Annotated in this window: 20 protein-coding genes; 10 read left to right on the forward strand and 10 right to left on the reverse strand. The window is 55.6% G+C overall.

Features of this window, described 5'->3' with window-relative positions:
* Positions 1–415: 415 nt before the first annotated feature.
* A complete protein-coding gene (locus HRQ60_RS06925; RefSeq protein WP_172194927.1) occupies positions 416–1,480 on the reverse strand; it encodes an NAD(P)/FAD-dependent oxidoreductase in 1,065 nt (354 codons plus the stop codon).
* Between the two features lie 49 nt (positions 1,481–1,529).
* On the reverse strand, positions 1,530–2,636 hold the full coding sequence (gene mqnE / locus HRQ60_RS06930) for an aminofutalosine synthase MqnE (protein ID WP_172194928.1): 1,107 nt from the start codon (positions 2,634–2,636) through the stop codon (positions 1,530–1,532).
* Between the two features lie 405 nt (positions 2,637–3,041).
* Here mqnE and HRQ60_RS06935 point away from each other — a divergent pair, with 405 nt between their 5' ends.
* From HRQ60_RS06935 to HRQ60_RS06945, 3 genes are all read left to right on the forward strand, one after another.
* Complete coding sequence (locus HRQ60_RS06935) at positions 3,042–3,404, forward strand: HesB/IscA family protein (RefSeq protein WP_172194929.1); 363 nt, start codon at positions 3,042–3,044, stop codon at positions 3,402–3,404.
* A 218-nt stretch (positions 3,405–3,622) separates the two neighbouring features.
* On the forward strand, positions 3,623–4,537 hold the full coding sequence (gene hprK / locus HRQ60_RS06940; protein ID WP_172194930.1) for an HPr(Ser) kinase/phosphatase: 915 nt from the start codon (positions 3,623–3,625) through the stop codon (positions 4,535–4,537).
* A gap of 219 nt (positions 4,538–4,756) precedes the next feature.
* Complete coding sequence (locus HRQ60_RS06945; protein WP_172194931.1) at positions 4,757–5,407, forward strand: DUF421 domain-containing protein; 651 nt, start codon at positions 4,757–4,759, stop codon at positions 5,405–5,407.
* Positions 5,408–5,509: 102 nt separating this feature from the next.
* Here the strand turns inward: HRQ60_RS06945 and HRQ60_RS06950 are convergent, their stop codons facing one another.
* The 7 genes from HRQ60_RS06950 to HRQ60_RS06980 all read right to left on the reverse strand — a co-directional run bounded on the left by HRQ60_RS06950 (position 5,510) and on the right by HRQ60_RS06980 (position 11,511).
* Positions 5,510–6,304: an ABC transporter ATP-binding protein gene (locus tag HRQ60_RS06950; RefSeq protein WP_172194932.1), complete on the reverse strand. Its 795-nt coding sequence runs from the start codon at positions 6,302–6,304 to the stop codon at positions 5,510–5,512.
* Complete coding sequence (locus HRQ60_RS06955) at positions 6,304–7,224, reverse strand: ABC transporter permease (protein WP_172194933.1); 921 nt, start codon at positions 7,222–7,224, stop codon at positions 6,304–6,306. The genes HRQ60_RS06950 and HRQ60_RS06955 overlap by 1 nt, the downstream gene beginning before the upstream one ends.
* 277 nt (positions 7,225–7,501) lie before the next feature.
* Positions 7,502–8,539 (reverse strand): ABC transporter substrate-binding protein, encoded by a 1,038-nt coding sequence (locus tag HRQ60_RS06960; protein WP_172194934.1) that lies wholly within the window; start codon positions 8,537–8,539, stop codon positions 7,502–7,504.
* 313 nt (positions 8,540–8,852) lie between these two features.
* Positions 8,853–9,137, reverse strand: coding sequence for a hypothetical protein (locus tag HRQ60_RS06965; RefSeq protein WP_172194935.1), 285 nt, complete (start codon positions 9,135–9,137; stop codon positions 8,853–8,855).
* Positions 9,138–9,282: 145 nt separating this feature from the next.
* Entirely contained in the window at positions 9,283–9,969 is a 687-nt protein-coding gene (locus tag HRQ60_RS06970; protein WP_172194936.1) for a TraX family protein, read from the reverse strand.
* Between the two features lie 21 nt (positions 9,970–9,990).
* Positions 9,991–10,191, reverse strand: a complete 201-nt coding sequence (locus tag HRQ60_RS06975; RefSeq protein WP_172194937.1) for a hypothetical protein — start codon at positions 10,189–10,191, stop codon at positions 9,991–9,993.
* 318 nt (positions 10,192–10,509) lie between these two features.
* Positions 10,510–11,511, reverse strand: coding sequence for an FAD-dependent oxidoreductase (locus HRQ60_RS06980; protein WP_172194938.1), 1,002 nt, complete (start codon positions 11,509–11,511; stop codon positions 10,510–10,512).
* Between the two features lie 448 nt (positions 11,512–11,959).
* Here HRQ60_RS06980 and HRQ60_RS06985 point away from each other — a divergent pair, with 448 nt between their 5' ends.
* On the forward strand, positions 11,960–13,150 hold the full coding sequence (locus tag HRQ60_RS06985; RefSeq protein ID WP_172194939.1) for an NAD(P)/FAD-dependent oxidoreductase: 1,191 nt from the start codon (positions 11,960–11,962) through the stop codon (positions 13,148–13,150).
* A gap of 599 nt (positions 13,151–13,749) precedes the next feature.
* On the opposite strand, the gene hemQ is transcribed toward HRQ60_RS06985, so the two are convergent.
* On the reverse strand, positions 13,750–14,496 hold the full coding sequence (gene hemQ, locus HRQ60_RS06990) for a hydrogen peroxide-dependent heme synthase (RefSeq protein WP_172194940.1): 747 nt from the start codon (positions 14,494–14,496) through the stop codon (positions 13,750–13,752).
* Between the two features lie 442 nt (positions 14,497–14,938).
* Between hemQ and HRQ60_RS06995 the strand changes: the two genes are divergently transcribed.
* The 6 genes from HRQ60_RS06995 (at position 14,939) to HRQ60_RS07020 (ending at position 24,408) form a co-directional block, all read left to right on the forward strand.
* Positions 14,939–16,447, forward strand: coding sequence for a replication initiation and membrane attachment family protein (locus tag HRQ60_RS06995; protein ID WP_172194941.1), 1,509 nt, complete (start codon positions 14,939–14,941; stop codon positions 16,445–16,447).
* Between the two features lie 316 nt (positions 16,448–16,763).
* On the forward strand, positions 16,764–17,711 hold the full coding sequence (dnaI, locus tag HRQ60_RS07000; protein WP_172195104.1) for a primosomal protein DnaI: 948 nt from the start codon (positions 16,764–16,766) through the stop codon (positions 17,709–17,711).
* Positions 17,712–17,921: 210 nt separating this feature from the next.
* Positions 17,922–18,242: a thioredoxin gene (trxA, locus tag HRQ60_RS07005; protein WP_172194942.1), complete on the forward strand. Its 321-nt coding sequence runs from the start codon at positions 17,922–17,924 to the stop codon at positions 18,240–18,242.
* Positions 18,243–18,471: 229 nt separating this feature from the next.
* Positions 18,472–20,685: an excinuclease ABC subunit UvrC gene (gene uvrC, locus HRQ60_RS07010; protein WP_172194943.1), complete on the forward strand. Its 2,214-nt coding sequence runs from the start codon at positions 18,472–18,474 to the stop codon at positions 20,683–20,685.
* Positions 20,686–20,873: 188 nt separating this feature from the next.
* A complete protein-coding gene (locus tag HRQ60_RS07015; protein WP_216671505.1) occupies positions 20,874–21,512 on the forward strand; it encodes a universal stress protein in 639 nt (212 codons plus the stop codon).
* Between the two features lie 34 nt (positions 21,513–21,546).
* Positions 21,547–24,408 carry a Na+/H+ antiporter subunit A gene (locus tag HRQ60_RS07020; RefSeq protein ID WP_172194945.1) on the forward strand — a complete coding sequence of 954 codons (2,862 nt, stop codon included), beginning with the start codon at positions 21,547–21,549 and terminating at the stop codon, positions 24,406–24,408.

Here is a 24,408-nt window from a genome sequence, read left to right on the forward strand (position 1 = left end):
TCAACACTAAAGGTACGGTTACGTTCCCCTGAATCGCACCTAAAGCGTGTGCGTTTCAGGAAAACGTAACCTGTGATTAAGAGTTGAAAGGGTACTAGGTTGAGGCTTCCCGATTGCAAAGGCGAACGTGATCACTCCTCCACTAAACTTCCTCCTCCGCCGGCTGCGCCTCCAAAAACAAAAGTGTTGCGCTTCGCTCTTTCGCACTCCTTTTTTTGAGGGGCGTATTTTTTACTTTTTTATAAGCAAAAAGCTTGTTAGCCAAGCAACAAAAAAGAAGCCGTACTCGGTTATCGAGTGCGGCTTCTTGATATGGGGAAATCGGTGTAAGCTTCGATCGGAATCAAGTTCTCCGAAGCCTCGCGCTCCTGATCAAACGAATTGGATTTTACCGGATGCAAGAAGCCGGAACTCCCTAACCCAGATTATGCTTCGACATCCACAGGACGCCGCTCTTGAGCATCCGCGGCACACGGCCGGTAATCGACGTATCGCCGATCACGTTCAGACCGAAGCCGGCTTTTTGGCCGAGGGAACCGAGCATGCCTTTGAGTTTCATCGGCTTGAGTTTCGGTTTCTCGTTTTTCCAGAAGGCCAGCAGCACATGGGCGATCTGCTCGCCCTGCGCTTCCGCGGCCTGGGCGCTCGGTGCGAACTCCAGGCTGGCGCAGTCGCCGCAGACGAACACTTCCGGGTGGGTCTCGACCTGCGAGTATTCGTTGATCACGACACGGCCCGAACGGTCTTTGGTGACATTCATCTTCTGCACGACGTCGACAGGCTGGATACCGGCCGTCCAGACGACGGCATCGGTATGCATCAGCTCGTCGCCATTATAGAGCGCGTCCTGCTCCACGCGGCTGATCGAGACTTTATGGCACACTTCGACGTTGTGCTTTTTGAACCATTCCTGCACGTAGCGCGAGATACGCGGCTGATACGACGAGAGCAGACGCTCTCCGCGGTCGAGCAGCGTGATGCGCAGATCGTGACGGCTTTCGCGCAGTTCGGCCGCAAGTTCGATGCCGCTGAGGCCGCCGCCGACGATATGCACGTGGGCGGACGGTTTCAGGCTGCTGAGCTTGTCGTTGGTCCGGCGTGAAGCATGCAGCGACTGGATGCTGAACGTGTATTCGTCCGCGCCCGGAACGCCGTGGTAATTGTCGGTGCAGCCCAGTGCCACGACCAGCTGATCGTAAGGGACCGGCTCATCGTTTTGCAGCAGCACTTTTTTGTTCTCCAGATCGATCTCTTCGACCGTTCCGAAATGCTTGGTAATCCGCGGATGATTCGGGAAAGCGATACGCAGTTTGTGATCGGATACGGTCCCGGCCGCCAAAGCGTAATATTCCGTTTTGAGGCCCATAAAAGGAAGACGGTCGATCAGGGTTACGTTTACGTCCGCAGGAAGGTGTTCGGTAAGAGTGTCAAGGATCGTCAGGCCGCCGTAGCCCCCGCCGAGAATAACGAGATTTTTCATATGCAGATCTCCTTGTAAGTGGAATGGTCAAGCGGCCGGCCCGAAGCCTTTACTCGTATACTTCGACCTCGTTATAGAAGGTGTCGCGTTCTACCGGAATACGCCCTGCGCCTTTGATCAACCAGATCAGTTCCTTGCGCGTCAATCCTTCCGGAGTCAGAGCGCCCGCGGCGTGGCTGATCCGTTCTTTGACGATGGTACCGTGGGCGTCCGAAGCGCCGAAGGTCAGCGCCATCTGGGTCAGCTGCGTGCCGATATTGATGAAGTACGCTTTGATATGGTCGATATTGTCGAGCATCAGACGGCTGATCGCGATCGTCTTGAGATCTTCGTAGGCCGAGTTGCGGCGCATGATGCTGGCGTTGCGGCTCTTCGGCTGCATGGACAGCGGAATAAAGACCATGAATCCGTTCGTTTCGTCCTGAAGCTCGCGGATCTGGATCATGTGGTTGATACGGTCTTCGTGGCTCTCGATCGAACCGTACAGCATCGTCGTGTGCGTACGCATACCGATTTTGTGGGCGGTACGGTGCACTTCGAGGTAACGGTCCACGTTGGCTTTGTCGACGCGCATCTTCTGGCGGTATTCGTCGGACAGGATCTCCGCACCGCCGCCGGTCAGCGATTTGAGGCCCGCCGCCTGCAGCGCACGAAGCACTTCTTCGATCGACAGACCGCTGATGCGGGTGAAGAAGTCGATTTCCGCCGCCGTATAAGCTTTGATCGTCACTTCCGGGAAACGCTCGTTCAGCGCAGCCAGGGAATCGACGTAATACTGGAACGGCACATTGTTGTTGTGGCCGCCGACAATATGGAACTCGCGCACGCCCGGCGTGATGTTCTCTTCGACGTAGCGGACCATCTCGTTGCCGCTCAGGGTATACGATCCTTCTTCGCCTTCGTCTTTGCGGAAGTTGCAGAAGGCGCAGTGCGCTTCGCAGACGTTAGTGAAGTACAGGCTCATATTTTCGATAAAATAGACCTTTTTGCCGTTCTTGCGCAGGTTGGCTTCGTTGGCCAGCTGGCCGATGGTCAAAATATCTTCGCTCTGATATAAATAAACGCCGTCTTCCAAGCTCAAACGCTGCCCGTTATGAACCTTCTCGGCGATTTCGGCCATGCGCTTATCCATGGTGGGATTGATGATTGTAGACATTTAGTAAGAACCTCCTCGTTGATCCCGAGGCGGCGCAACCGCACCGGAACGGGCCGGACCGAATAGGGCCGGATGAACTGACAAACGACAAAAACATGACCGCGTGCCGCGGCCCTTATCTGGCTGAAACGGACAAGCCGTTTCGGAAAGTGTGAAAAAAGTTACATCGGTAAGCTGGTTCGAATTCTTTACATCTTCGTGTCGAAATTCCGAAAATTTAAAGAGTCATTCTCCCCCATTATAAACCTACTCGCTAATCGGGGCAATACAGGACGTTTACGCAAAATCACCGTTTAGGCGGCGGCGGCGCAGGATTTACGCTTTGCAAAGCCCCCTTTGAAAGGCTTGAGTCATGCGGCGGGGAGGCGTATAATACATAAGAGAAAGCGTAAAGGAGGAAAAACCATGATCGAAATCACGGAAGCAGCCGCTTCGCGCATCAAGCAGATGCTGGAGCAGCAGGAAACGCCGGGTATGTTTCTTCGTTTGGGCGTAGCCAGCGGAGGATGCAGCGGTTTTTCGTACGCAATGGGCTTTGACAATGAGGAGTCCGACGCGGACGACGTATATATGGAGATACAGAATATCAAGCTGGTCGTTTCCAAAGAAGACCTTAAATATCTGAACGGCCTTCAGGTGGATTTTGAAGAGTCGGGCATGAGCGGCGGCTTCACCATCTTCAACCCGAATGCGGTCGCGACCTGCGGCTGCGGATCATCGTTTCGTACACGGGAAGAAGATGAAGTATTGGCGCAGCCTTGCGACTGATTCTCCATCATTCTCTCTGCTCGATCAGCACGACGCTTTCGGCTTGGATGCCATTTCCGGGTTGAAAGCTTTTTTTATTTTTTTAGGGGTCCGGCGCGGTTTTTTCCGTTTTGTCGGCCTGCAAGTTGTGAATTCGGGCGCAATCGCCGGGTAGAACCGCGGTCTATTGCTGCACAGGCGTACCGGATTCGATCTTACGATTCAAGGAGGAAGATCGGATGAAATCCGTTTCCGTAGCAGACATTGTCAAAGTGTTGAAATTGGAAGTGCTGGCAGGAGCCGAATATTTGGACCGGGAAATTACCCGTTCCAAAGCCCACCGTCCGGGACTTGAGTTCGTCGGGTATTTCGATTATTTTCCGACGAATCGGGTGCAGGTGCTTGGGCGCAAAGAAATCACGTATCTGCTCCAGCAGACGGTTGAAGAAAGAAAGCTTCATATCGGCAATATCGTCAAGTATCATCCGCCGTGTTTTGTCGTGACGACGGGGCAGCAGGAGATTCCTTTTCTCGAAATGTTCTGCGATCAGGAAGGTATTCCGCTGCTGCGCACGCCCGACAAAACGACCGAATTCCTCACCAAGATCGACGGGTATCTGCTCAAATCGCTGGCACCGGAAATGTCGATCCACGGCGTCTGTATCAACGTGTCGGGCATTGGCGTACTGCTGAGGGGGCGTTCGGGTATCGGCAAGAGCGAGACGGCGCATACGCTGATCGGCCGCGGGCACCGTTTTGTGGCGGATGACGTAGTCGTACTCAAAAAGCTCGGCCCGTCCACGCTGCTGGGCACGCACAATACGATTACGCGGGAGTTTCTGGCTCTGCGCAGCATCGGGCTGATCAATGTGGTGCGCCAGTACGGCCGTACCGCTTTCCAGGACGAGACCCGGATTGTGCTCGATATCGAGCTGACGCCGTGGGAAGACAAAGCGCTGAACAACGATCTGGAAGTGGCGGATCAGTTCACGGAGTACCTGGGCGTCAAGATCCCGCATATCGAAATTCAGCTGCAGCCGGGCCGGGATACATCGGGTCTGATCGAAGCGGCGGCGAATAACTGGTACTTGAAGCAGCTGGGGTACAGTGCGGCTGAAGAATTCATGAGCCGGCTCGAAGACGAGACGAATTGATCCTGTGCCCGGCCGTACCGGGCTGTCGAATCGTTGGCCGATAAGCGCTTTTTTTCATATTCAGGGCTTTCTTCCGCTTATGGAGAAGGCCTTTTTGACGTTCCTGATTACTGAAATTCGGCTGGGCGGCCGGGCGGGCAGCGGATTGGAACAGGCTGAATCGGTTATATGATCCGTAAAGGGGTTTGGAGAAATACGGATAAAAGAGGAGGCACACCCATGCTGATGCTGACTTTGATTCTGAAGATCGTGATTGGACTGGCGGCGTTGATTATCGTGGTGAGGCTGCTTGGAAAAAAGGAGCTGTCCCAGGCGACACCGTTCGATCTGGTCTATCTGCTGGTGCTGGGCGGCATACTGGAAGAATCGCTGTACGATGACAAGGTTGGTGTCGGGCATCTGCTTGTCGGGATTGTGTTGTGGAGCCTGCTGGTGTTCGCGATCGAAATCCTGGTACGAAAAAAAGAAAAAGCGCGTATTGCGATCAAAGGGCGATCGGCCATGCTGATGGCGGACGGCGAGCTGCGGGTGCCGATGTTCCTCAGCAACAAAATGGAAGTCGAACAGTTCCGATCGCTGCTGCGGCAGCAGGGCGTATTCTCGCTGAGCGATGTCTCTTATGTGATCCTGGAGACCGGAGGGAGCCTCAGCATGATCCGCAAAGACGAAGACCCGGTGAAGAAACCGTCTTATCTGCTGGTCAATACGGGCGAGATTGTCAAAGCCGATATCGACAAAGAAATGAACGAGAATTGGGTGCGGGAGAAACTGCGGGAAAAAGGCTACAACAATGTGAGAAGAATTTTCTGCGCGGAATGGTCGGAAGAAAAAGGATTGTTTGTCACGGAGTATCCGGACGGGGAAAAATAAAAAAAGCGGCCCGCTTCGCGATAGGCGGCGGGCTGCTTTTTTTATAGAGAAAAGTCGAGCGGAAAGCATAAGGCAGCGATCCAAAGGCGGCTCCCGGCAGTTCTAACCGAGCAGCGTACGGTCGTCGGCCATTTTCTTGCCGCTGATCCGCTCGAATTCGCTCATCAGGCGCTCGACGGTCAAGTTCTGCTTGTCGGCTTCCCCGATATCGAGAATAATACGTCCTTTGTCCATCATGACGAGACGGTTCCCGAGACGGATAGCCTGCTCCATATTGTGGGTGACCATGAGCGTCGTCAGGTTCATATCGCGGACGATCTCGTCGGTCAGCGAGGTGATCAGCTCGGCCCGGGAAGGGTCGAGCGCCGCGGTATGCTCGTCGAGCAGCAGGATCTGGGGACGCGTGAATGTCGCCATAAGCAGGCTCAGCGCCTGGCGCTCGCCGCCGGACAGCAGGCCGACTTTGGCGTTCAGGCGGTTCTCCAATCCGATTCCGAGGCGGCTCAGTTCGGTCTGGAAGATCTTGCGCCGTGCGCTGCTGACGCCAAACGAGAAGCCCCGGCGCTTGCCGCGCAGATAAGCCATGGCCAGGTTCTCTTCGATAGTCATGCGCGGGGCCGTGCCGGCCATCGGGTCCTGGAAGACGCGGCCGATCCAGCGGCTGCGGCGGTGTTCCGGCAGAGCCGTCACAGAGCGATCCCCGATGCGGATATCGCCGGTATCCGGTCTCATGACGCCGGAGATCATGTTCATCAGCGTCGATTTGCCCGCGCCGTTGCTGCCGATGACGGTAACGAAGTCACCCGGATCCAAATTCAGTTCGATTCCGATCAAGGCGATTTTCTCGTCGATGGTGCCGGAGTTAAACAGCTTGGATACACCCGATACATGCAGCATCAGCGGTCACCTCCTGCGGTCTCGAACGATTTGAGCAGTTCCGCGGAGCGGCGTTTGGCCGCGCCGCGCTGCTTGACTGCGCTTCGTACGGTCGGGAAGACCAGCGCCACAATCACGATGATGGCGGTAATCAGTTTGAGGTCCGATGTCTCGAAGCCTTTGATTTGCAGCGCCAGCGAGATGACAATCCGGTACACGACCGAACCGAGCACGACGGCAAGCGTCGCGCGGAACACGGTCTTGGCACCGAACAGCGCTTCGCCGATAATGACGGAAGCGAGGCCGATCACGATCATGCCGATGCCGGACGTGGCATCCGCGAAGGAGGACTGCTGCGCGATCAGCGCACCGGACAAGGCGACCAGCCCATTCGAGAGGCTGATGCCGAGAATGGTCGTGTTGTCGGTATTGGCGCCGAAGCTGCGAATCATGCGCTTGTTGTCGCCGGTCGCGCGCAGCGACAGACCGATATCGGTCTTGAGGAAAGCGTCGAGCGCCAGCTTGAAGATCAGCACGATCGCGATCATGAACGGGAACGGGGAAAAGGTGCCGAGCACCGTTTCTTCGCCCATGATCGATACATTGGGGCTGCCGAGAATACGCAGATTGATCGAATAGAGGGCGATCATCATCAGAATGCCGGACAGCAGACCGTTGATTTTGCCTTTGGTATGCAGCAGACCCGTACAGGCTCCCGCCGCCATACCGGCCAGAATGGCGGTCAGCGAAGATATCCACGGCGAAATGCCGTGCGAGATCATGACCGCGGCGGTAGCCGCGCCGGTCGTGAAGCTGCCGTCGACCGTCAAATCGGGAAAGTCGAGAATGCGGAACGTAATGTAGACGCCAAGCGCCATAAGGGCATAGAGCAGGCCCAGATAGATGGCGCCCGGCATTGAGCCGACGAAGTTTTCGAACATGGATGACGCCTCCTGTATGAAAAGGGTAGTCCCTTGTCAACACTAAAGGTAAGGTTACGCTCCCCTGAATTGCACCTAAAGCGTGTGCATTTCAGGAAAACATAAACCTCGGATTAAGAGTTGAAAGGGTAGTAGGGCAAAGAATTTGCGTGAAAAGAAAGGCCCCCGTAAAGCAAAACAGGATGAAGCCTAGGCTCATCCCGTTTGCATTCGGCTGGGGGTCCGGTCCGAGATCCGTCCGGCAGCATACGTTATCCGTTTGTGCGGGTCGAATCTTTTATTGAATCAGATTGTTCTCCTGGTCCTGCACTTTGCCCTTCATTCCGTCCGTTACCGTGATACCCTGGGCTTCGGCGGCTTTGAGGTTGAGGATCAGATCCAGTTTCTCCTGCATGGCGACCGGAAGATCGGCCGGTTTGGTTCCGTTCTTGAGAATATCCGCGGCCATCTCGCCTACCTGGTAGCCGTGGTCATAGTACTTGAAGCCGACCGTTGCAAAAGCGCCTTTTTCCACCGTGTCGCGGTCGCTCGAGAAAAACGGCAGTTTGTTGTCGTTGGCGATCTTGATAATCGTATCGACGGCGCTGACTACGGTGTTATCGAGCGTAATATAGAGGGCATCGACCTGTCCGACAAGCGATTGGGCCGCCTGCTGCACTTCGGAAGTATTGGTCGCGGCCGCTTTGACCAGCTTGATGCCGTGCGCCCCGAATTCCTGCTCCGCCCGGTCGGCCATGACCACCGCGTTCGGTTCGCCTTCGTTGAGCACCAGACCTACGCTTTTGATATCCGGCATTTCTTCGGCGATAAAATCGGCCAGCTGCTTGATCGCTTCCGGATTCGTATCCGACGCTCCGGAGATATTGGCGCCCGGTTTCTCCATGCTGGCGACGATCTTGGCGCTGACCGGATCGGTTACGGCGGCGAACAAGACCGGCGTTTCTTTGACCTGTGCGGCGACGGCCTGGGCGGAAGGGGTAGCGATTGCGAGTACCAGGTCGTTCTTGCTTCCGGCCAGCTTCTGGGCGATCGACAGGTTGTTGGTCGAATCGCCTTGGGCATTGTTGTAGTCGAGCGTCAGATTCTCGCCTTCAACGATTCCCGCATCTTTGAGTGCGGCGATAAAGCCTTCGCGTGTGGCGTCGAGCGAAGGGTGTTCCACGATTTGCGAGACGGCGACTTTGTAGGTTTTGGCTTCGGGGGTCTCGGATGTGCCGCCACCTTGCGAACCGGTAGCCGACTCCGTTTGGCCGCAGCCTGCCAGGGCGGCGAGTGACAAGGTCAGGACGAGCGGAAGCCATTTCTTTTTCAGCATAAATCGTGAACCCCTCTCTATAACTCTCTGTGGTAAGGCGCCCGACCGGTGCAGCGGACGAACCGAACGGGCTTTGAGGCCGGTGCCGTCCGCTTTCTTTTAATGGAAGACCGCGAAACCGCATTGTTGCTTCCATGTGATAAAGGATAAAAGCGAGTGGATCCGAAAAAAAGCGGCCGGCGAATGTTTTCTCCTATCTTACGTTGAGCATTTGCCGGCAGTCAATCCGAAATTGGATCTTTTGCAAATAAAAAGCGGCTCGTTCCCGAAATCGCGACGATTTCGGGAACGAGCCGCTTGGAGGACATGCCGGTCACGATCGGCGGAAGCTGCCGGGCATTCCCGCTCCGTAACGATCGACCATGCTGACGAGCAGCAGAGCGGCCGAGATCCAGTGACCGAACATGCCCCAGACCGGGACGGAGAACAGCAGGCAGGTGACGATCCCTGCCGCCGATCCGTAGAACGACTGCCGGTGCTGCAGCGACATCAGAAGTGTGACGGCGTGCAGAGCGAACATTACCGCGGAGATACCCCAACCACTGCCCATGACGACCATGCCGCCCAGCAGCGGAAGACCGAGGATGAGCTCGAACAAACCGCTGACTCCCTTAAATGTGCGTGCGAGCACCATATGATACTCCCCCAGATTCCTTATGTGTTTTAAAGTAAACAGTACGGTATAATACCCATCTTATTGGAAATTGAAACCTGAAGAAGAGTTGAACCGTCTTTCGCGGTGCTCAGGAAGTGATCGTCTGGAAAAAATCGACGAACCGGACATCCTCGATCTGCCACTTGATCAGTGCGATCACAGCCAGGTGAGCCGGGTAGAACGAACGCCACAGCCAGCGGGGCAGGCGTATTTCGGTACGGGTATCCGGAGCGGAGCCCTGAATTCCCGCAATAAAAAGCGTAGTTACGATACTGTAGAACTGGGTGACGCTCTGGGACACGATCAGATACAGGACGTTCAGCGCAAAATGCCCGCCTGCCATCGACCAGACATTCGGCATATACCGGTAGATCAGCACCAGCAGCACGCCGTAAGTGGCGTAATCGAACTGCAGCGCTTCCAGCGGCCAGTAGGTCAGCAGAACCAGCAGAATGCCGACGGTCCATTGAATCGCCGCCTGGTCTTTGAAATAGTCGATAGCCATCACGATCAGCAGCGCCACAAGCAGGGTTCCGATCACATTGACTCCGGGTATGACAAAAGCCATCATAAACGGGATCTGCGACAGCAGGGCCAGGCCAAGCAGCCGCAGGGCGTAGCGTTTCGGACTGCGTGTGCGCCGGTAGCCTACGACGAGCAGGTAACAGTAAATCGGGAAAGCGATCCTGCCGACGATACGCATCCAGCGTTCATCCGGAAAAAAGACATAGCCCAGATGATCGATGAGCATCGTAATCATGGCAATCAGCTGCATGCTTCAAGCCCCTTTCGCCGTCTATAGGAACTTGTCCTGCAGGCTCCACCAGGTCAAAGTCAGACATACAATCAAAAATACGGCAAAAGCGATCACCGGACCGAAGCGTTTTTCTTTCCAAAACTTGATGCCGAGCATAACCATAAAAGCGGCAATCATCAATAAAATAATGATTTCGACGATCGAAATGACCAAATAGAGATTACTGGCGAATCCTTCCACGCGGGTTCCTCCTCGTAAATAATAAAAACGGTGCTGTCTATAGATCGAACGGCAAGGATAAAAGGAGATTTGTCACGTTCGCTCCCATCATACCATGCCGGGGGCAAACACGGGAAAGCCGGGACTTGTGGATAAAGTTATCCCCAAATCCACAGCGTCATATGAAGCCTCTTTGCGTCTTATACCCACATTATACACAAACTGCCCACAGGAAACGGGGGATAACCGGGTCTTTTTAGGCAAACAAAAAGCCCGTCGTACCGGGCGCCGCGGCGCTGGGAGGCATGACGGGCATAAATATGGCGATTCTGTGGATAATTATCGTTTCATGTTGCTGCTGTGACCCGGGGAGAGTTTGGCTTCCGGATCGAAGTAAACTTTGGCATTGTTCACGGCCGTCGGCGCTTCGCCGAACCCGACTGCGATCAGCTTCAGTTTGCCCGGGTACGTCGTAACATCGCCTGCGGCAAAGATGCCGGGAATGCTCGTCTCCATGCGCGTATCGACCACGATCGAATGGCTCTGGATCTCGATGCCCCATTCGGAGATCGGACCGAGGGAAGAGACGAAGCCGAAGTTGACGATAACGTCATCCACTTCGATCTCCTGCGTTTCCTGCGTTTTGACGTTTGACAAGACGACGCGTTCGATACGTTCCTCACCGATCAATTCCGTGATTTCCGTCGGCGTCACCACATTGACCTTGGAGGCCATCAGGTTCTCCACGCTGTGTTCGTGCGCACGGAACTTGTCGCGGCGGTGGATCAGCGTCACCTGCTCGGCGATCGGCTCCAGCATCAGCGCCCAATCGACCGCGGAATCGCCGCCGCCGCTGAGCAGCACTTTGCGGCCCGCGAATTTGCTCAGGTCGCTGACGAAGTAATGCAGGTTCTGTCCTTCGAAACGCTCTGCGCCTTCCAGGGCAAGGCGGCGGGGTTCGAAAGCGCCCACGCCCGCGGTGATGATGACAGACTTGGCGTAATGGACGCCTTTGTCGGTCGTGACTTTGAAGCGCTGTTCTTCTTCCTTGTCGACCGCGATGACTTTTTCTTCGAGACAAATTTCCTGATCGAAATGATTCATCTGCTCGACAAGCTGGTTAACCAATTCCTGTGCGGTCACTTTCGGGAAACCGGCTACGTCGTAAATATATTTTTCGGGATAAAGAGCGGCCAACTGCCCGCCAAGCTGAGGCATACTTTCGATCAGCTTTACGGACGCCTGACGCATTCCCCCGTAAAAAGCGGCGAACAAACCGGCAGGACCGCCGCCGATGATTAAAATATCGGCAAGATGTTCGCCGTTATGGTTCTCTGTCACTGGATAAGCACCTCCGAAGGTATGAATCGTTATGAATCTATCGAAATGAATGGGTTTTTGCAATCTCACTCATTATAAACTCGTTTTTCCCCGGATTGCAAAGCGTATTCCCGGCTTTTTTCGCTGTTTCGGCCTTTGCGGGCAGCCCTGCCGGCCAATTGTCTGCCGCAGCTCGAGAAAAAGCCGTTCCGGGGCGCGTATTTTTTGGTTCTCTGACAAGTATGAATATTTTTTGTCCGTTTTGCGTCTGTTTTTCAAATTTTTCTTTGTATTATCAAGCGGAAAAGCGTACAATGTATGTGATAAAAGTCGCAGTCAAGATGCGGACGGGATAAACTTAAAATAGGGCGAGTTCTCTCCGTTTTTGTGTAACTTTTCACATGAGGCTCCAACCTTGCAAGAGGTTATCCCATAAATGACTATGAATCGAAAAGGGGTAAGGAAAACAATGAACAGCATTCCCAAAATCGTAATCCTGGGCGCAGGGTACGCCGGTATTCTCGCGGCTCAAAACCTGCAAAAAAAGCTCAAAAACAACGAAGCCGACGTTACACTGGTTAACCGTCACGACTACCACTACTTCACGACGGAACTGCACATGCCGGCAGCAGGCACGCAGCCGGAAGAGAAGACCTACGAGAAGATCTCCAACCTGGTCGACGAATTCAAGATCGACCTCGTGAAATCGAACGTAACGGAAATCAAACCGGAAACGCGTCAAGTGGTACTGGAAGACGGTACGCTGTCGTACGATTACCTGATTATCGCTCTGGGCGGCGATCCGGAAACGTTCGGCATCCCGGGCATGAAAGAGCACGCGTTCTCGATCCGCAGCATCAACTCCGTTCGCGCAATCCGCGAGCATATCGAGACGCAGTTCAAGGAATTCAAAAAAGACGGCGACGAAACCCGCTTGAACTTCGTAGTCGGCGGCGCAGGCTTCACAGGAATCGAATTCGTCGGCGAATTGGCGAACCGTCTGCCTGAGATGGCGAAACAATACGGAGTCGATCCTGCGAAAGTCGGATTGTACAACGTCGAAGCCGCTCCTTCCGCGCTGCCGGGCTTTGATCCGGAGCTGGTCACTTACGCGATGGAGACGCTGACGAAAAAAGGCGTAACTTTCCGCATCGGCGTACCGGTTAAAGCTTGCGACGAAAACGGCGTAACGGTTGGCGAAGGCGAACGTATCGAAGCCAAAACCGTTGTATGGACCGGCGGTATCCGCGGCAACCATCTGATCGAAGACGCAGGCTTCGAAGCCATGCGCGGACGCGTCAAAGTCGACGAGTACCTCAAAGCACCGGGCCACGACAACGTATTCGTTATCGGCGACGGTTCCCTCATGATCGGACCTGAAGGCCGTCCTTACCCGCCGACCGCCCAAATCGCCATGCAGCAGGGCGAGCGCGTCGCAAAGAACCTGGTCGCGACGATTCGCAACCAGCCGACGGAGAAATTCGTGTTCAGCAACAAGGGTACAGTCGCTTCCCTGGGCAAAGGCGAAGCCGTTGCCGTTGTAGCCGGCAAGAAGATCAAAGGCTGGCCGGCAGCCCAACTGAAAAAAGTGGTCGATGCCCGCTACCTGTTCGTGATCGGCGGCATGGGTCTGGTTCTGAAAAAAGGACGTTTCCTGTAAGCCGGGCTTCTATATAGAGAGTCGGGACAGGCCGGTCTTCCGGTCCGTCTGATAGACTCTGCCCAAAAAGGCGTCTCTGCCCCGTGTAAACGGGATGCAGAGACGCCTTTTTTGCTGAATAGCGTGATGAGGGTTCGTTAGGCCGTATGAATCGGAGAGGGATCTATTCCGCTCTCTCCGATTCGACAGCCGGATTGCAACCCGGCGCCTCGAATCCCGCGCGCAGCCGCGCCCCGGGCGATTGCGCAGCCAGCGCCCGATCCATTCCTTCCCACCCTCACAACTTGGGCGGGAAAAATCGAAGAGCCCCGGACGATTACAGTCCGGGGCTCTTCGCGTCAAGCTTTAAGTCTCCGCCCACACTCAACATGCCTGCGGGAGGCGAAGAGTTCGAGTGGAGAGCGGAGCGATCGCCTCTGCAATCGGGAAATCCCCTTGAAGCTTTTCCTGCAATAAAATTTCCCGATTGCAGGAAGCGACGGAACCGAACTCTTCGCCGGACGCACGCTCCTTCACCACGCACACATAAAAGAAGCGCTCCGACCACGACAATGCTTCGTCCGAAGCGCTCCTTCTCATAAGCTTTTTCCCGCCGAAAGTTACACCTTCAACATCTCGACAGCCTTTTCCCAATCCAGCAGATTCCCGACGTAGAACGCACCGAACTCTCCGTAGCGTGCGCTCACTTCGTCGAAACGCATTTCGTAGATCAGCTTTTTGAACTGCAGCGCATCGTCGGAGAACAAGGTGACGCCCCATTCCCAATCGTCGAAACCGACCGAGCCGCTGATGATCTGTTTGACTTTGCCCGCATAGCTGCGTCCGATCAGGCCGTGGCTGCGCATCATCGCTTTGCGGTCGTCCATCGACAGCATGTACCAGTTATCGTTCAGCTCGCGCTTTTTGTTCATCGGGTAGAAGCAGATATGGGCCGATTTCGGCAGTGCCGGTTTCAAGCGGGCGATGATCTGCGGATTTTGCATCGGATCTTCGCCTTCTTTGCCCAGATAGTTGCTCAGTTCCACAACACTCACATACGAATATTCCTTGGTCGTGAATTTGGCGAAGTCCGTCTTGTTGAACGCGGTCTCCAGTTTGTTCAGGTCTTCCAGCGTCTCGCGCAGGTACATGAACACGAAATCGGCTTTCTGGCCGACGATCGAATAAACGGCGGTGCTGCCGGTTCCGCTTTGGGCAGTCACTTCGAATTCTTTCATAAACTCTTCCAGATCTTCGATCGCGCCCGCGCGTTCTTCGTGATCCGCCGCTTTCCACAGCGTCCAGTCGATGGAACGGAAATCATGCAGACAATACCAGCCTTCAAGCGTCAGTGTAGCTTCGTTCATGAATCGATCACTCCCAAATCAGATTGTATGGTGGGGATTTTCACAAGGTTTCCTGTAAAGATCCATGGCTCATTCATCAGGGCATAAGGTCGTCGGGATGCAAAAGGAGGGCAGCGCAAAGACGCTTTGGCGTTCTTTCCGGGTGCTTCCAGTTTCCATTGTAACGCAGGGGCGAACGCAAGAGCAATTCGAGCGCCGGAAAAGTCTGTGCGGGCGGCGGGAACGGGTTCACAAAAAGCTAAGCATTCCGAAGCCCGGGCTCATGCGGTGGGGAGGCCGGTTCGTATTCGCATGATTTTGCTTTCTTTCCGAGCTTTCCTGACGGAGGAATTGTGGTAAAATGAAGGGGCTCCAACGAACCTGTCCAGAGCCAAGGGCGCGTTCCGCGGAGTACGTCTATTTTTACCTGCAATTTGCAAGGACAAGAGGGGGACATCCGCAGATGCGCATGAAGAGCCTGCTGCACTACACGGAACATCACCGTTATTATACGTATCGCGATTTCAGCCTGAGCAGTCTGGACGACCGCATGCTGACCTTGGTCTACCAGCCGATGGTCGGGGCATCCGCCGTCGCTTTGTACCGGCTGTTGGCCCAGCACCTGCCGTCTGAACAAACGGGATACTCCAAAACGGAACAACAACGAGGGCTCTTTCTTACGCTCGGTATCGAGCCGAACGACCGCGGGAGAACGCTGATGGTCGAGAATGCTTCCAAGCTCGAAGCGGTCGGCCTGCTGCAGACCCATCGGCTGTATATGCCGGAGCAGGACCAATATATGTACGAATACGAACTGCAGCAGCCGCTGCCGCCGTCCGACTTTTTTGCGACCCAGCATCTTACGCTGCTGCTGCGGGACCGGATCGGCAAGTTCGCCGTGTTGGCTCTGCAGGAGCGCTTCTGGAACGGGGAACCGGAAGAGCTCGGCGAAAACGGACGGGCCGCAAAAGAAAATATTTCGCAGCCGTTTTATGAAATTTTCGAATTGAACACGCATGTGATCGACTATGAGTTGGAACAGGCGCTGACCGAAGCTTCGCCGGCGCGCCGCCAAAGCAAAAATATGCCGGCGGAAGATCCGCTGTTCGATTATTCCGATGTCATTCTGCATTTTCCGCGCGGAGCCCGCAACCGTCCGTTCGTGGAAGGACTGCGTCACAACCGCGAACAGATGGGCATGATCAACCATGTGGCCCGCAAATTCGATCTGAACGTCGAAGATATCGTGAGGCTGCTGGACGAAGAAGGCATTTTCTCGGGCGACGGGGAGCTGCTGCTGGACAATCTTCAGAGCCGCGCCAATCTGACGTTCCGCCAGACCGCCAAACGGACCGAAGAGCGTCAGGTACGCGCGGCCCGCGCCGTGCGGCCGGAAGAACCGGCTGCCGAAGAAATGCCGGTCGAACACGCGGTGGAAATGGAATATTATCTCGAAGTGCCTTCGCAGTTCCAATCGAAGTGCGATATTCACCAATACAATATGCTGCTGCGAAACGAGCCGTATACCGGACTTCTGCGCAACTTTTTCCCGGGAACCGTTCCGGGTCCGTGGCTCGATATGTTCAGCAAGATCGATCTCAGCTACAAGCTGCCGGGGGAAGTCATCAATGTGCTGATCCATTACCTGGTGACCCTGCTCGGCAAAGACGGAGATCAGCGGATCAGCCGCAATTTCGTCGATTCGATCGCTTCGAACATGCTGCTGCGGCAGATCGATACGTACGAGAAAGCCGTTCGCTATATCCGCGACCAGGCCAATCCGAAGCGTCAGGCTGCCGCCCAGAGCGGCGGCACGCGTACCCGCACCGCAGGCAAAGCCGCCCGGGGCAAACCGGAACTGCCGATCGTCCAGAACTCGCCGGTCCAGACCGCTGTCAGCGACGAAGAGTTCGCCGAGTACGTCCGGATGGCCGAAGAGATGAAGGCAAGCAAAGCCAAGCCTCAGAAATAAACCGGCTGGACGCTTCTTGAATTTCCCGGATTCCGTGTCTGATGATCCTAAGATTCTTCACGCGAAAACAGCCGCCAACAGCGGCGCCTTTGAGCCTTGACGGTCTTTCGCCTTTGAACTTGAGCGCAGTTGCCCTGCCTGCCCTTGGGCCCTGCACGATCTTAATCTTTTACCACCAACCCCAGCGGAGCGATGTCGAGGGGCGGCGACTTTTGGATTTCCCGTTCCCCGAGAATCTCCGATTCGCAGGGAGGAAACCAACCGGAGCCGCCCCGGCATCGCGGAGCGCCCAGAGAGGAGGCCCCCAACCATGACCATGGATTCGATCGGCAACGTGCTGAAACAGTTCGGGAATTCCCGAATCCGTCAGCAGACGGAAGACCTGAAGAACCGTATTTTCAACGAACCGGAGGTTAGGCAGCTTCGGCTGCGGTATCCCGGACTGACGGAACAGGAACTGAGCCGCAATCTAAGCCGTTTGTACGAATACACGAAGGAAAAACAAAACTGCGCTAACTGCCCGGGTCTGGAGAATTGTCCGAACGATTTTCAGGGACATTACACGAAACTCAGCATCGACGAAGTCGGCGAACAGCTGCGGATCCGCGACCACAAAGCACCGTGCAATCTGCAGTTGGCCCACCAGCGCGACCAGCAGATCAGCAGCCGGATCCGCAGCTTTTACGTGGATGAACGCGCCCTGCTGGAAGGCTACGACGAAGTGGAGATCATGATGAAAGATCCGGTGCGTTCGCCGGCCGTCAATCGCGTGTTCCGCTATATCAACGAGACGAAGACCGTGGGACTCTCCGCCAAAGGGCTGTATCTGGAAGGGCCGTTCGGCACAGGCAAGACCTTCCTGATGTGCTATCTGCTGCACGAGCTGGCGAAGCAGGGACACTCGGGGGTTATCGTGTACATGCCCGACTTTGTCGAAGACGTCAAATCGATGATCCAAGATGGAGAGAAGCTGCGCGACACCGTCGAGCTGATGAAAGAAACCGACCTGTTGATCTTCGACGATATCGGAGCGGAAAATATGGGACCTTGGGTGCGCGATCACGTGCTGGGTTCCATTTTGAACTACCGGATGAACCGCAAACCGACTTTCTATACGTCCAACTATTCGCTGTCCGCGCTGGAGAAGCATCTCAGTTTCACCAACAAAGACGGCGAGGAAGCGTACAAAGGCCAGCGCTTGATGAACCGCGTCTCTCCGTTTGTGGAAGTGGTCCGGGTACTCGGCGATAACAAACGCGGATAGGGAAAGTTCTTCACCGAATCTTCACTTACAAAAGGTTAGATATTTATAAAAACATACAATTTATTGTTTCGGTAAGTCCAATTCCGTGTTATAATTGACATGTAGACAAACGCAAGTTATCTTTAACTATGCGATTACGGTGTGAGCATTCGCACACAGCCGAGATAAATCTTGAAGCACATAAGAAGCATATATAAGGAGGAATTTTCCATGGCTATTGTAAATGTATCCGACCAAACCTTCGGAACCGAAGTGGAAGCGGGCGAAGGTACCGTTTTGGTTGATTTCTGGGCGCCTTGGTGCGGCCCTTGTAAAATGCTCGCTCCGATCCTGGACGAACTCGACGGCGAAGTTGGCGCAAACGTCAAAATCGCGAAAGTCAACGTCGACGAAAACCCGGAAACGGCTTCGCGCTTTGGCGTAATGAGCATCCCGACCATGATCTTCTTTAAGGACGGACAACCGGTCGACAAACTGATCGGCGTAAACTCCAAGGAAGCGCTGAAAGGCGTATTGTCCAAACACCAATAATTGGATGTATCCGGCGCACGGACGTTTTTCACAAGACGTTTATACGCTCGGCAGCGAAAAGCCCCGGCCTATGCCGGGGCTTTTTTCGTTCGTTCGGCCGGATCCGCGAATAGGGAGAGCGCGTGTTCGGCTTTAGGTGTATGTCGGTTCTTTTTGACGTATAATAAAAAGGGTAATGCATCGAGAGAACTTTATCGCAGGGCAAGTATACAGGGAGGTCGAAGGCAGAGTGGATACGCACCTCGAAACGATTCAGGAGCAGGAGAAAGCGATCGCGCATATCCGGGACAAACTGGCGCTGCTGCCGGAACTGCCGGGCTGCTACCTGATGAAAAATAGGGAAGGCACCATCATTTACGTCGGGAAAGCCAAGATCCTGCGCAACCGCGTACGGTCTTATTTTACAGGCAGCCACGAAGGCAAAACGCAGCGTCTGGTCGTGGATATCCGTGACTTTGAATATATTGTGACCTCAAGCAACATGGAAGCGCTGATTCTGGAATGCAACCTGATCAAACTGCACCAGCCGCGCTACAACGTGCTGCTCAAAGACGACAAGACTTTTCCTTATATCAAAATTACCAACGAGCGGCATCCGAAGCTTGAAGTGACACGCCGCGTGCTCAAGGATAAAGCGCGCTATTTCGGTCCTTATCCGAACGCCTACGCCGCCCAGCAGACCAAGAAGCTGCTGGACCGGATGTATCCGCTGCGCAAATGCGGAGTCATGCCCAAGGAAGTCTGCCTGTATTACCATATGGGCCAATGTCTGGCGCCGTGCGTCAAAGACATCCAAAAAGAAGATTACGACGGCATTCGCGACGAGATCTCCCGTTTCCTCGGCGGCAGCCACGAAGAGATCAAGAAAGAACTGCGCCGCAAAATGGAAGAAGCCGCCGAAGATCTGTATTTCGAGCGGGCCAAAGAACTGCGCGACCAGATCCAGAATATCGAAGCGGTCATGGAAAAGCAGAAGATCAACGCCACGGACAAAAAAGACCGCGACGTATTCGGCTATTCCGTCGACAAAGGCTGGATGTGCGTACAGATTCTCTATATCCGCCAAGGCAAAATGATCGAACGGCACGCGTCGAGCTTTCCGTTCTACGGCGAAGCGTACGCCGATTTCCTGTCCTACGTGACGCAGTATTACAGCGATAACCCCGCGCTGCCGCAGGAGATTCTGCTGCCGGCGAACGAAGACGAAGGCGGCGCGGAAGCCGCCGGCGAAGCCCGTCCGGCCGCGGCGGCTTCGCGGGCCGATATCATGGCGGCGAACGATGCCGCCGACGCGGACGGAGACGACGAAGAAGCCGTTTCGTCGGATGACGCATCCGCGGCTGCAGAGGCGGGCGAAGCCGCAGCAGCCGCCCGGGCGGGGGCCGCGGCGGGAACAGGCGGCCTGATCGGCGCAGCCGAATCGGCAGCCGGCGAAGCGCTGCCGCAGGTTGCGGAAGCGAAGGCGGAATATACGGCTGCTTCCGCCGGGGGCGCGGACGCAGCCGCGCCGGAAGGGCCGCAGGCCGAAGAGGCCGCGCAGCCGGAAGACGGACAAAGTCTGTCGGGGCTGGGCGACGTGAACGGCGCTGCCGCGCTGCAGCAGTGGCTGGGCGTCAAGGCGCTCGTGCCCAAGCGCGGGTCGAAACGCAAGATGGTCGAGATGGCGTGCGAGAACGCACGGGTCTCGCTGGAAGAAAAGTTCCGCCTGATCGAGCGGCATGAAGAACGGACAAGCGGCGCAGCCGATCGGCTGGGCCATGCGCTCGGGTTCGACAGCCTGTACCGTGTCGAAGCGTTCGATAACTCGAACATTCAGGGCACGAATCCGGTCTCGGCGATGGTCGTGTTCCTGGACGGCAAGCCCGCGAAGCAGGAATACCGCAAGTACAAAGTCCGCACCGTCAAGGGAGCGGACGATTACGCGACGATGCGCGAGGTCATCCGCCGCCGCTACGAACGCGTGCTCAAGGAAAATCTGCCGATGCCCGATCTGGTTCTGGTCGACGGCGGCAAAGGCCAAATCTCGGTGGCGATCGATGTGCTGGAGAATGAATTGGGGTTGAATATTCCGGTTGCCGGTCTGGTCAAAGACGCCAAGCACCGGACCGCCCAGCTGATGAGCGGAGATCCGCCGCAGGTGGTGCCGCTCGCCCGCGACAGCGAAGAGTTCTATCTGCTGCAGCGGATCCAAGATGAAGTCCACCGCTTCGCGATCTCGTTCCACCGCGAGCAGCGGGCCAAATCGATGGTGACGTCGAAGCTGGATTCGATTCCGGGCATCGGCGACAAGCGGCGCCAGCTGCTGCTCAAGCACTTCGGTTCGCTGAAGAAGATCCGCGAAGCTTCGGTCGAAGACTTTCGTCCGCTGTCGATCGGCGACAAGCTGGCACGCCAGATTCTGGACGCCTTGAAGGAAGGGCCGGCTCCAAACCCGAACGAGTAAGTCCGGTTTCGGTGAAGCCCCGCTCTCGCCTGCCTTTACTTTTGCACAGGGGCTCGATATAATGGTCAGTAATTGTATAGGATTTACCCGGAGGAGCCTGCCAACAGCGGGCTCTTTTTGTGCTTTTTTAAAGACTTTTAAAGGGTAATAGACAGAAAATAACAAAGTGGAGGGGCTGCAAAGTGGAAATGGAAAATCAACAGGAAAGTATTCTGGTCTGTGTACATTACGGTCCGCACGGGCAGCGTTTGATCCAGCGAGGAAGCCGTCTGGCCCAGCTGCTGGGCGCGCCGCTGCGGGTATTGACGGTCGCTCCGGCCAAGCGGGAAGAATACAATCTGGAAAAAGAACGTTATGTGGCAGGTTGGCGCAAACAGACGGAAGAGTGCGGAGGCGAATTCCTCGTACGCGCATGCAGCGGAGGCAGCAAAGCTCCCGATGTCATTGCGGAAGCGGCCCAAGAATTCGGCGTCACCCAGATCGTGATTGGCCGCGCGATCCAGTCGTTCTGGCACGAAATCGCGCACGGTGATTTCGTCGACGAACTGCTGGAGCGGATCGGTGCGACCGATCTGCATATCGTGGCGGTGCAGCGTTATCCGGAACTGCTTGAAGAAACGCATGAAAAAGGCTTCCCTGCCTATCTGGTTCCCCGCAAAGGGCGATACACGCTCAGCAGGGAAGCTTCCGGAGACGACGCGATCCCGGGCATCTTTTTCCGGGAACTGGATACCGACTTCGACAGCGGTCTGTTCAAGACGAACCGGAACGGACAGGCCGAATATTTGAAAATCGTGCAGGGGGAATGGATCAAATCACAATCGTAAACAATCGCAATCGTGAAAGGAGGAACGCTTAAACGTGCTGCATGCCGCTATTTTACTTCCGTTTTTATGGGCCGCCCTGATTCCGTTGATGAAAAGGCTGCCCCGCATACACCCGGGTTGGGCCGTACTGCCTGTGCCCGCCGCGCTGTTCATTTTCTTTATCGGCCTGCTTCCGCGTACCCGAAGCGGAGAAGGAATCTTCGCCTCGATCCCCTGGATGCCGGGTCTCGGCATCGATCTGTCGCTTGTTCTTGACGGATGGAGCCTTCTGTTCGTTCTGCTGATTACGGGCATCGGAGCGCTCGTGGTCTGGTATTCCATATTTTATATGGGCAAAGGGATGGAATCGCTGCGCAGCTTCTACGTCTACCTGCTGATGTTCATGGGTTCCATGCTCGGCGTCGTGCTGTCGGACAATCTGATGGTGCTGTACGCGTTCTGGGAACTGACCAGCGTCGCTTCGTTTCTGCTGATCGCGTTCTGGTACCGCCGCGAGCGCTCCCGCTACGGGGCGCTCAAGTCTATGCTGATTACCGTATTCGGCGGTCTGGCCATGTTTGCCGGATTCAACCTGCTGTACGTGATGACCGGTTCGTACAGCATCCGGGAGATCGCGGCGCAGGCCGCGGACCTGACCGGCCATTCGCTGTTCCTGCCGGCGATGATTCTCGTTCTGCTGGGCGCGTTTACGAAATCGGCCCAGTTCCCTTTCCATATCTGGCTGCCGGACGCCATGGAAGCCCCGACGCCGGTCAGCGCGTATCTGCATTCGGCTACGATGGTGAAAGCGGGCCTTTATCTGGTCGCCCGGATGAGTCCCGTGTTCGCCGGCGCTTCCGAATGGTTCTGGATCGTATCGCTGACCGGTCTGGCAACGCTTCTGTACGGATCGTTCAAAGCGATCAAGCAGACCGATCTGAAGGCGCTGCTCGCCTATTCCACGATCAGTCAGCTCGGATTGATCATGTGTCTGCTCGGCGCGGGTTCGGCATCGGCCTTTTTCCCCGGAACCGAACAAGGGGTTTTCTTCAGTCTGGCGACGACGGCCGCGGTCTTTCATCTGATCAATCACGCCGTATTCAAAGGTTCGCTCTTCATGGTCGTCGGTATCGTCGATCATGAAGCCAATACCCGCGATCTTCGCAATCTGGGCGGATTGATGCGTCTGATGCCGGTCACGTTCACCATTGCGCTGATCGGTTCGTTTTCGATGGCCGGGCTGCCGCCTTTTGCCGGTTTTCTGAGCAAAGAGATGTTCTTCACGGCCATGGTCAATATCCGCAATTTCGGTTCGGCCGGAGCGGAGAGCTGGATGATTCTGTTTGCGATTCTGGCTTGGGCCGCCAGCGTGTTCACTTTCGTGTACAGCCTGATACTCGTATTCAAAACGTTCGGAGGGAAACTGCAGCGCGAAAAGCTGGATAATACCCCTCATGAAGCTTCGGTTGGCCTGCTGGCCGCACCGGTGCTGCTGGTCGTGCTGGCTGTCTTTTTCGCAATCATTCCAAACGGGTTGGCTTATGCTCTGATCGACCCGGCGGTGGCGGCTGTGAACGGCGCCGGATTGACGGCGTCCGAAGCCCATGTCTCGATTCATTTCTGGCACGGCTGGACCCCCGAGCTGTTTATGACGCTTGGCGTCGTGCTGCTGGGCGCCGTTCTCTATCGCACGTATACGCGTTTTCGGCTGCTGGACCGCGAATGGAGCGGCCGGGATACGTTCAACCGGCTCTATAACGGCCTGCTGAAGCTGCTGGAAAGCGGCGGGCGCCGCGGAACCGATTTGTATATGACCGGTTCGGTTCGCCGTTATCTGATTTATATCCTGCTGTTTCTGGTCGCGGCGGTCGGCGGTACGCTGTTCTTCTCGCCCGGCATCCGTTTCGGCATGGATGATTATGCCCCGATTACCTTCTACGAAGTCGGACTGGTGATCGTGATGCTGATCTCGGCTGCAGCCGTACCGTTTGCCCGTTCGAGAATGAATGCCATCTTGTTTACCGGCTCGGTCGGCTATATGGTCACCGTCTTGTTCTTGATCTTCCGGGCTCCCGATCTGGCGCTGACCCAGATGATCGTGGAGACGGTGTCCGTGATCTTGTTCCTGCTGTGCTTCAAATATCTGCCGAAGTTAAAAAAAGACCGGACGGAAAAACCCGCATTCAAATGGCTGAACCTGATCGTGGCGGCCGCGGTAGGCGTCACGGTGACGCTGGTTGCCCTGGCCGCGATGGGCAGCAGCCCGTTTGCGCCCATTTCGGAATATTTCCTCAAAGAAAGCTACGAGTCGGCCGGCGGCAAAAACGTCGTCAACGTCATTCTGGTCGATTTCCGCGGATTCGATACCCTGTTCGAAATCATGGTTCTCGGAATCGCTTCGCTCGGGATCTACGGCATGATCCAATTGGGCGTGAAGACCAAGCCCGATCCGGAAGCCGCGGAAAAAGCCGCGATGCGCAAACAGGGATTCCCGCTCGTCAGCAATGACGTTGTGCTGCGGACCCTGTCTAAAGTCATCGTCCTCATCATTATTACGTTCTCGCTCTACTTGTTCTTCGCGGGACACAACAATCCGGGCGGCGGCTTTATCGCGGCGCTTATGACCGCTTCCGCGCTTATCCTGCTGGCCGTTTCATTCGGTATGGATACCGTGCGCCGGGTGATTCGCGTCGATTACCGGCTGATGACCGCGATCGGACTGACGATTGCGATTCTGACCGCTTCCGGTTCGTTCCTGTTCGGGGTTCCGTTCCTGAGCCATGCTTTTGGTCATTTCGATCTGCCGATTCTGGGCGATACGGAATTGGCGACGGCGGTGCTGTTCGATCTGGGCGTGTACCTTGCGGTCGTCGGGGTTGTGATGAATATTATTTTCACGATAAAGGGGGAAGACTGA

The organism is Saccharibacillus qingshengii (assembly GCF_013185195.1).
In the GTDB taxonomy this organism is placed as follows: Bacteria; Bacillota; Bacilli; order Paenibacillales; family Paenibacillaceae; genus Saccharibacillus; species Saccharibacillus qingshengii.

Excerpts from the sequence above, each read along its gene's own strand:
- dnaI (WP_172195104.1), top strand. The coding sequence starts at position 16,764 with ATGGATTCGATCGGCAACGTGCTGAAACAGTTCGGGAATTCCCGAATC.
- HRQ60_RS06960 (WP_172194934.1), bottom strand. The coding sequence starts at position 8,539 with ATGCTGAAAAAGAAATGGCTTCCGCTCGTCCTGACCTTGTCACTCGCC.
- HRQ60_RS06945 (WP_172194931.1), top strand. The coding sequence starts at position 4,757 with ATGCTGATGCTGACTTTGATTCTGAAGATCGTGATTGGACTGGCGGCG.
- hemQ (WP_172194940.1), bottom strand. The coding sequence starts at position 14,496 with ATGAACGAAGCTACACTGACGCTTGAAGGCTGGTATTGTCTGCATGAT.
- HRQ60_RS06925 (WP_172194927.1), bottom strand. The coding sequence starts at position 1,480 with ATGAAAAATCTCGTTATTCTCGGCGGGGGCTACGGCGGCCTGACGATC.
- HRQ60_RS06985 (WP_172194939.1), top strand. The coding sequence starts at position 11,960 with ATGAACAGCATTCCCAAAATCGTAATCCTGGGCGCAGGGTACGCCGGT.
- HRQ60_RS07015 (WP_216671505.1), top strand. The coding sequence starts at position 20,874 with ATGGAAAATCAACAGGAAAGTATTCTGGTCTGTGTACATTACGGTCCG.
- hprK (WP_172194930.1), top strand. The coding sequence starts at position 3,623 with ATGAAATCCGTTTCCGTAGCAGACATTGTCAAAGTGTTGAAATTGGAA.
- HRQ60_RS06955 (WP_172194933.1), bottom strand. The coding sequence starts at position 7,224 with ATGTTCGAAAACTTCGTCGGCTCAATGCCGGGCGCCATCTATCTGGGC.
- HRQ60_RS06935 (WP_172194929.1), top strand. The coding sequence starts at position 3,042 with ATGATCGAAATCACGGAAGCAGCCGCTTCGCGCATCAAGCAGATGCTG.
- mqnE (WP_172194928.1), bottom strand. The coding sequence starts at position 2,636 with ATGTCTACAATCATCAATCCCACCATGGATAAGCGCATGGCCGAAATC.
- HRQ60_RS06995 (WP_172194941.1), top strand. The coding sequence starts at position 14,939 with ATGCGCATGAAGAGCCTGCTGCACTACACGGAACATCACCGTTATTAT.
- HRQ60_RS06950 (WP_172194932.1), bottom strand. The coding sequence starts at position 6,304 with ATGCTGCATGTATCGGGTGTATCCAAGCTGTTTAACTCCGGCACCATC.
- trxA (WP_172194942.1), top strand. The coding sequence starts at position 17,922 with ATGGCTATTGTAAATGTATCCGACCAAACCTTCGGAACCGAAGTGGAA.
- HRQ60_RS06970 (WP_172194936.1), bottom strand. The coding sequence starts at position 9,969 with ATGCAGCTGATTGCCATGATTACGATGCTCATCGATCATCTGGGCTAT.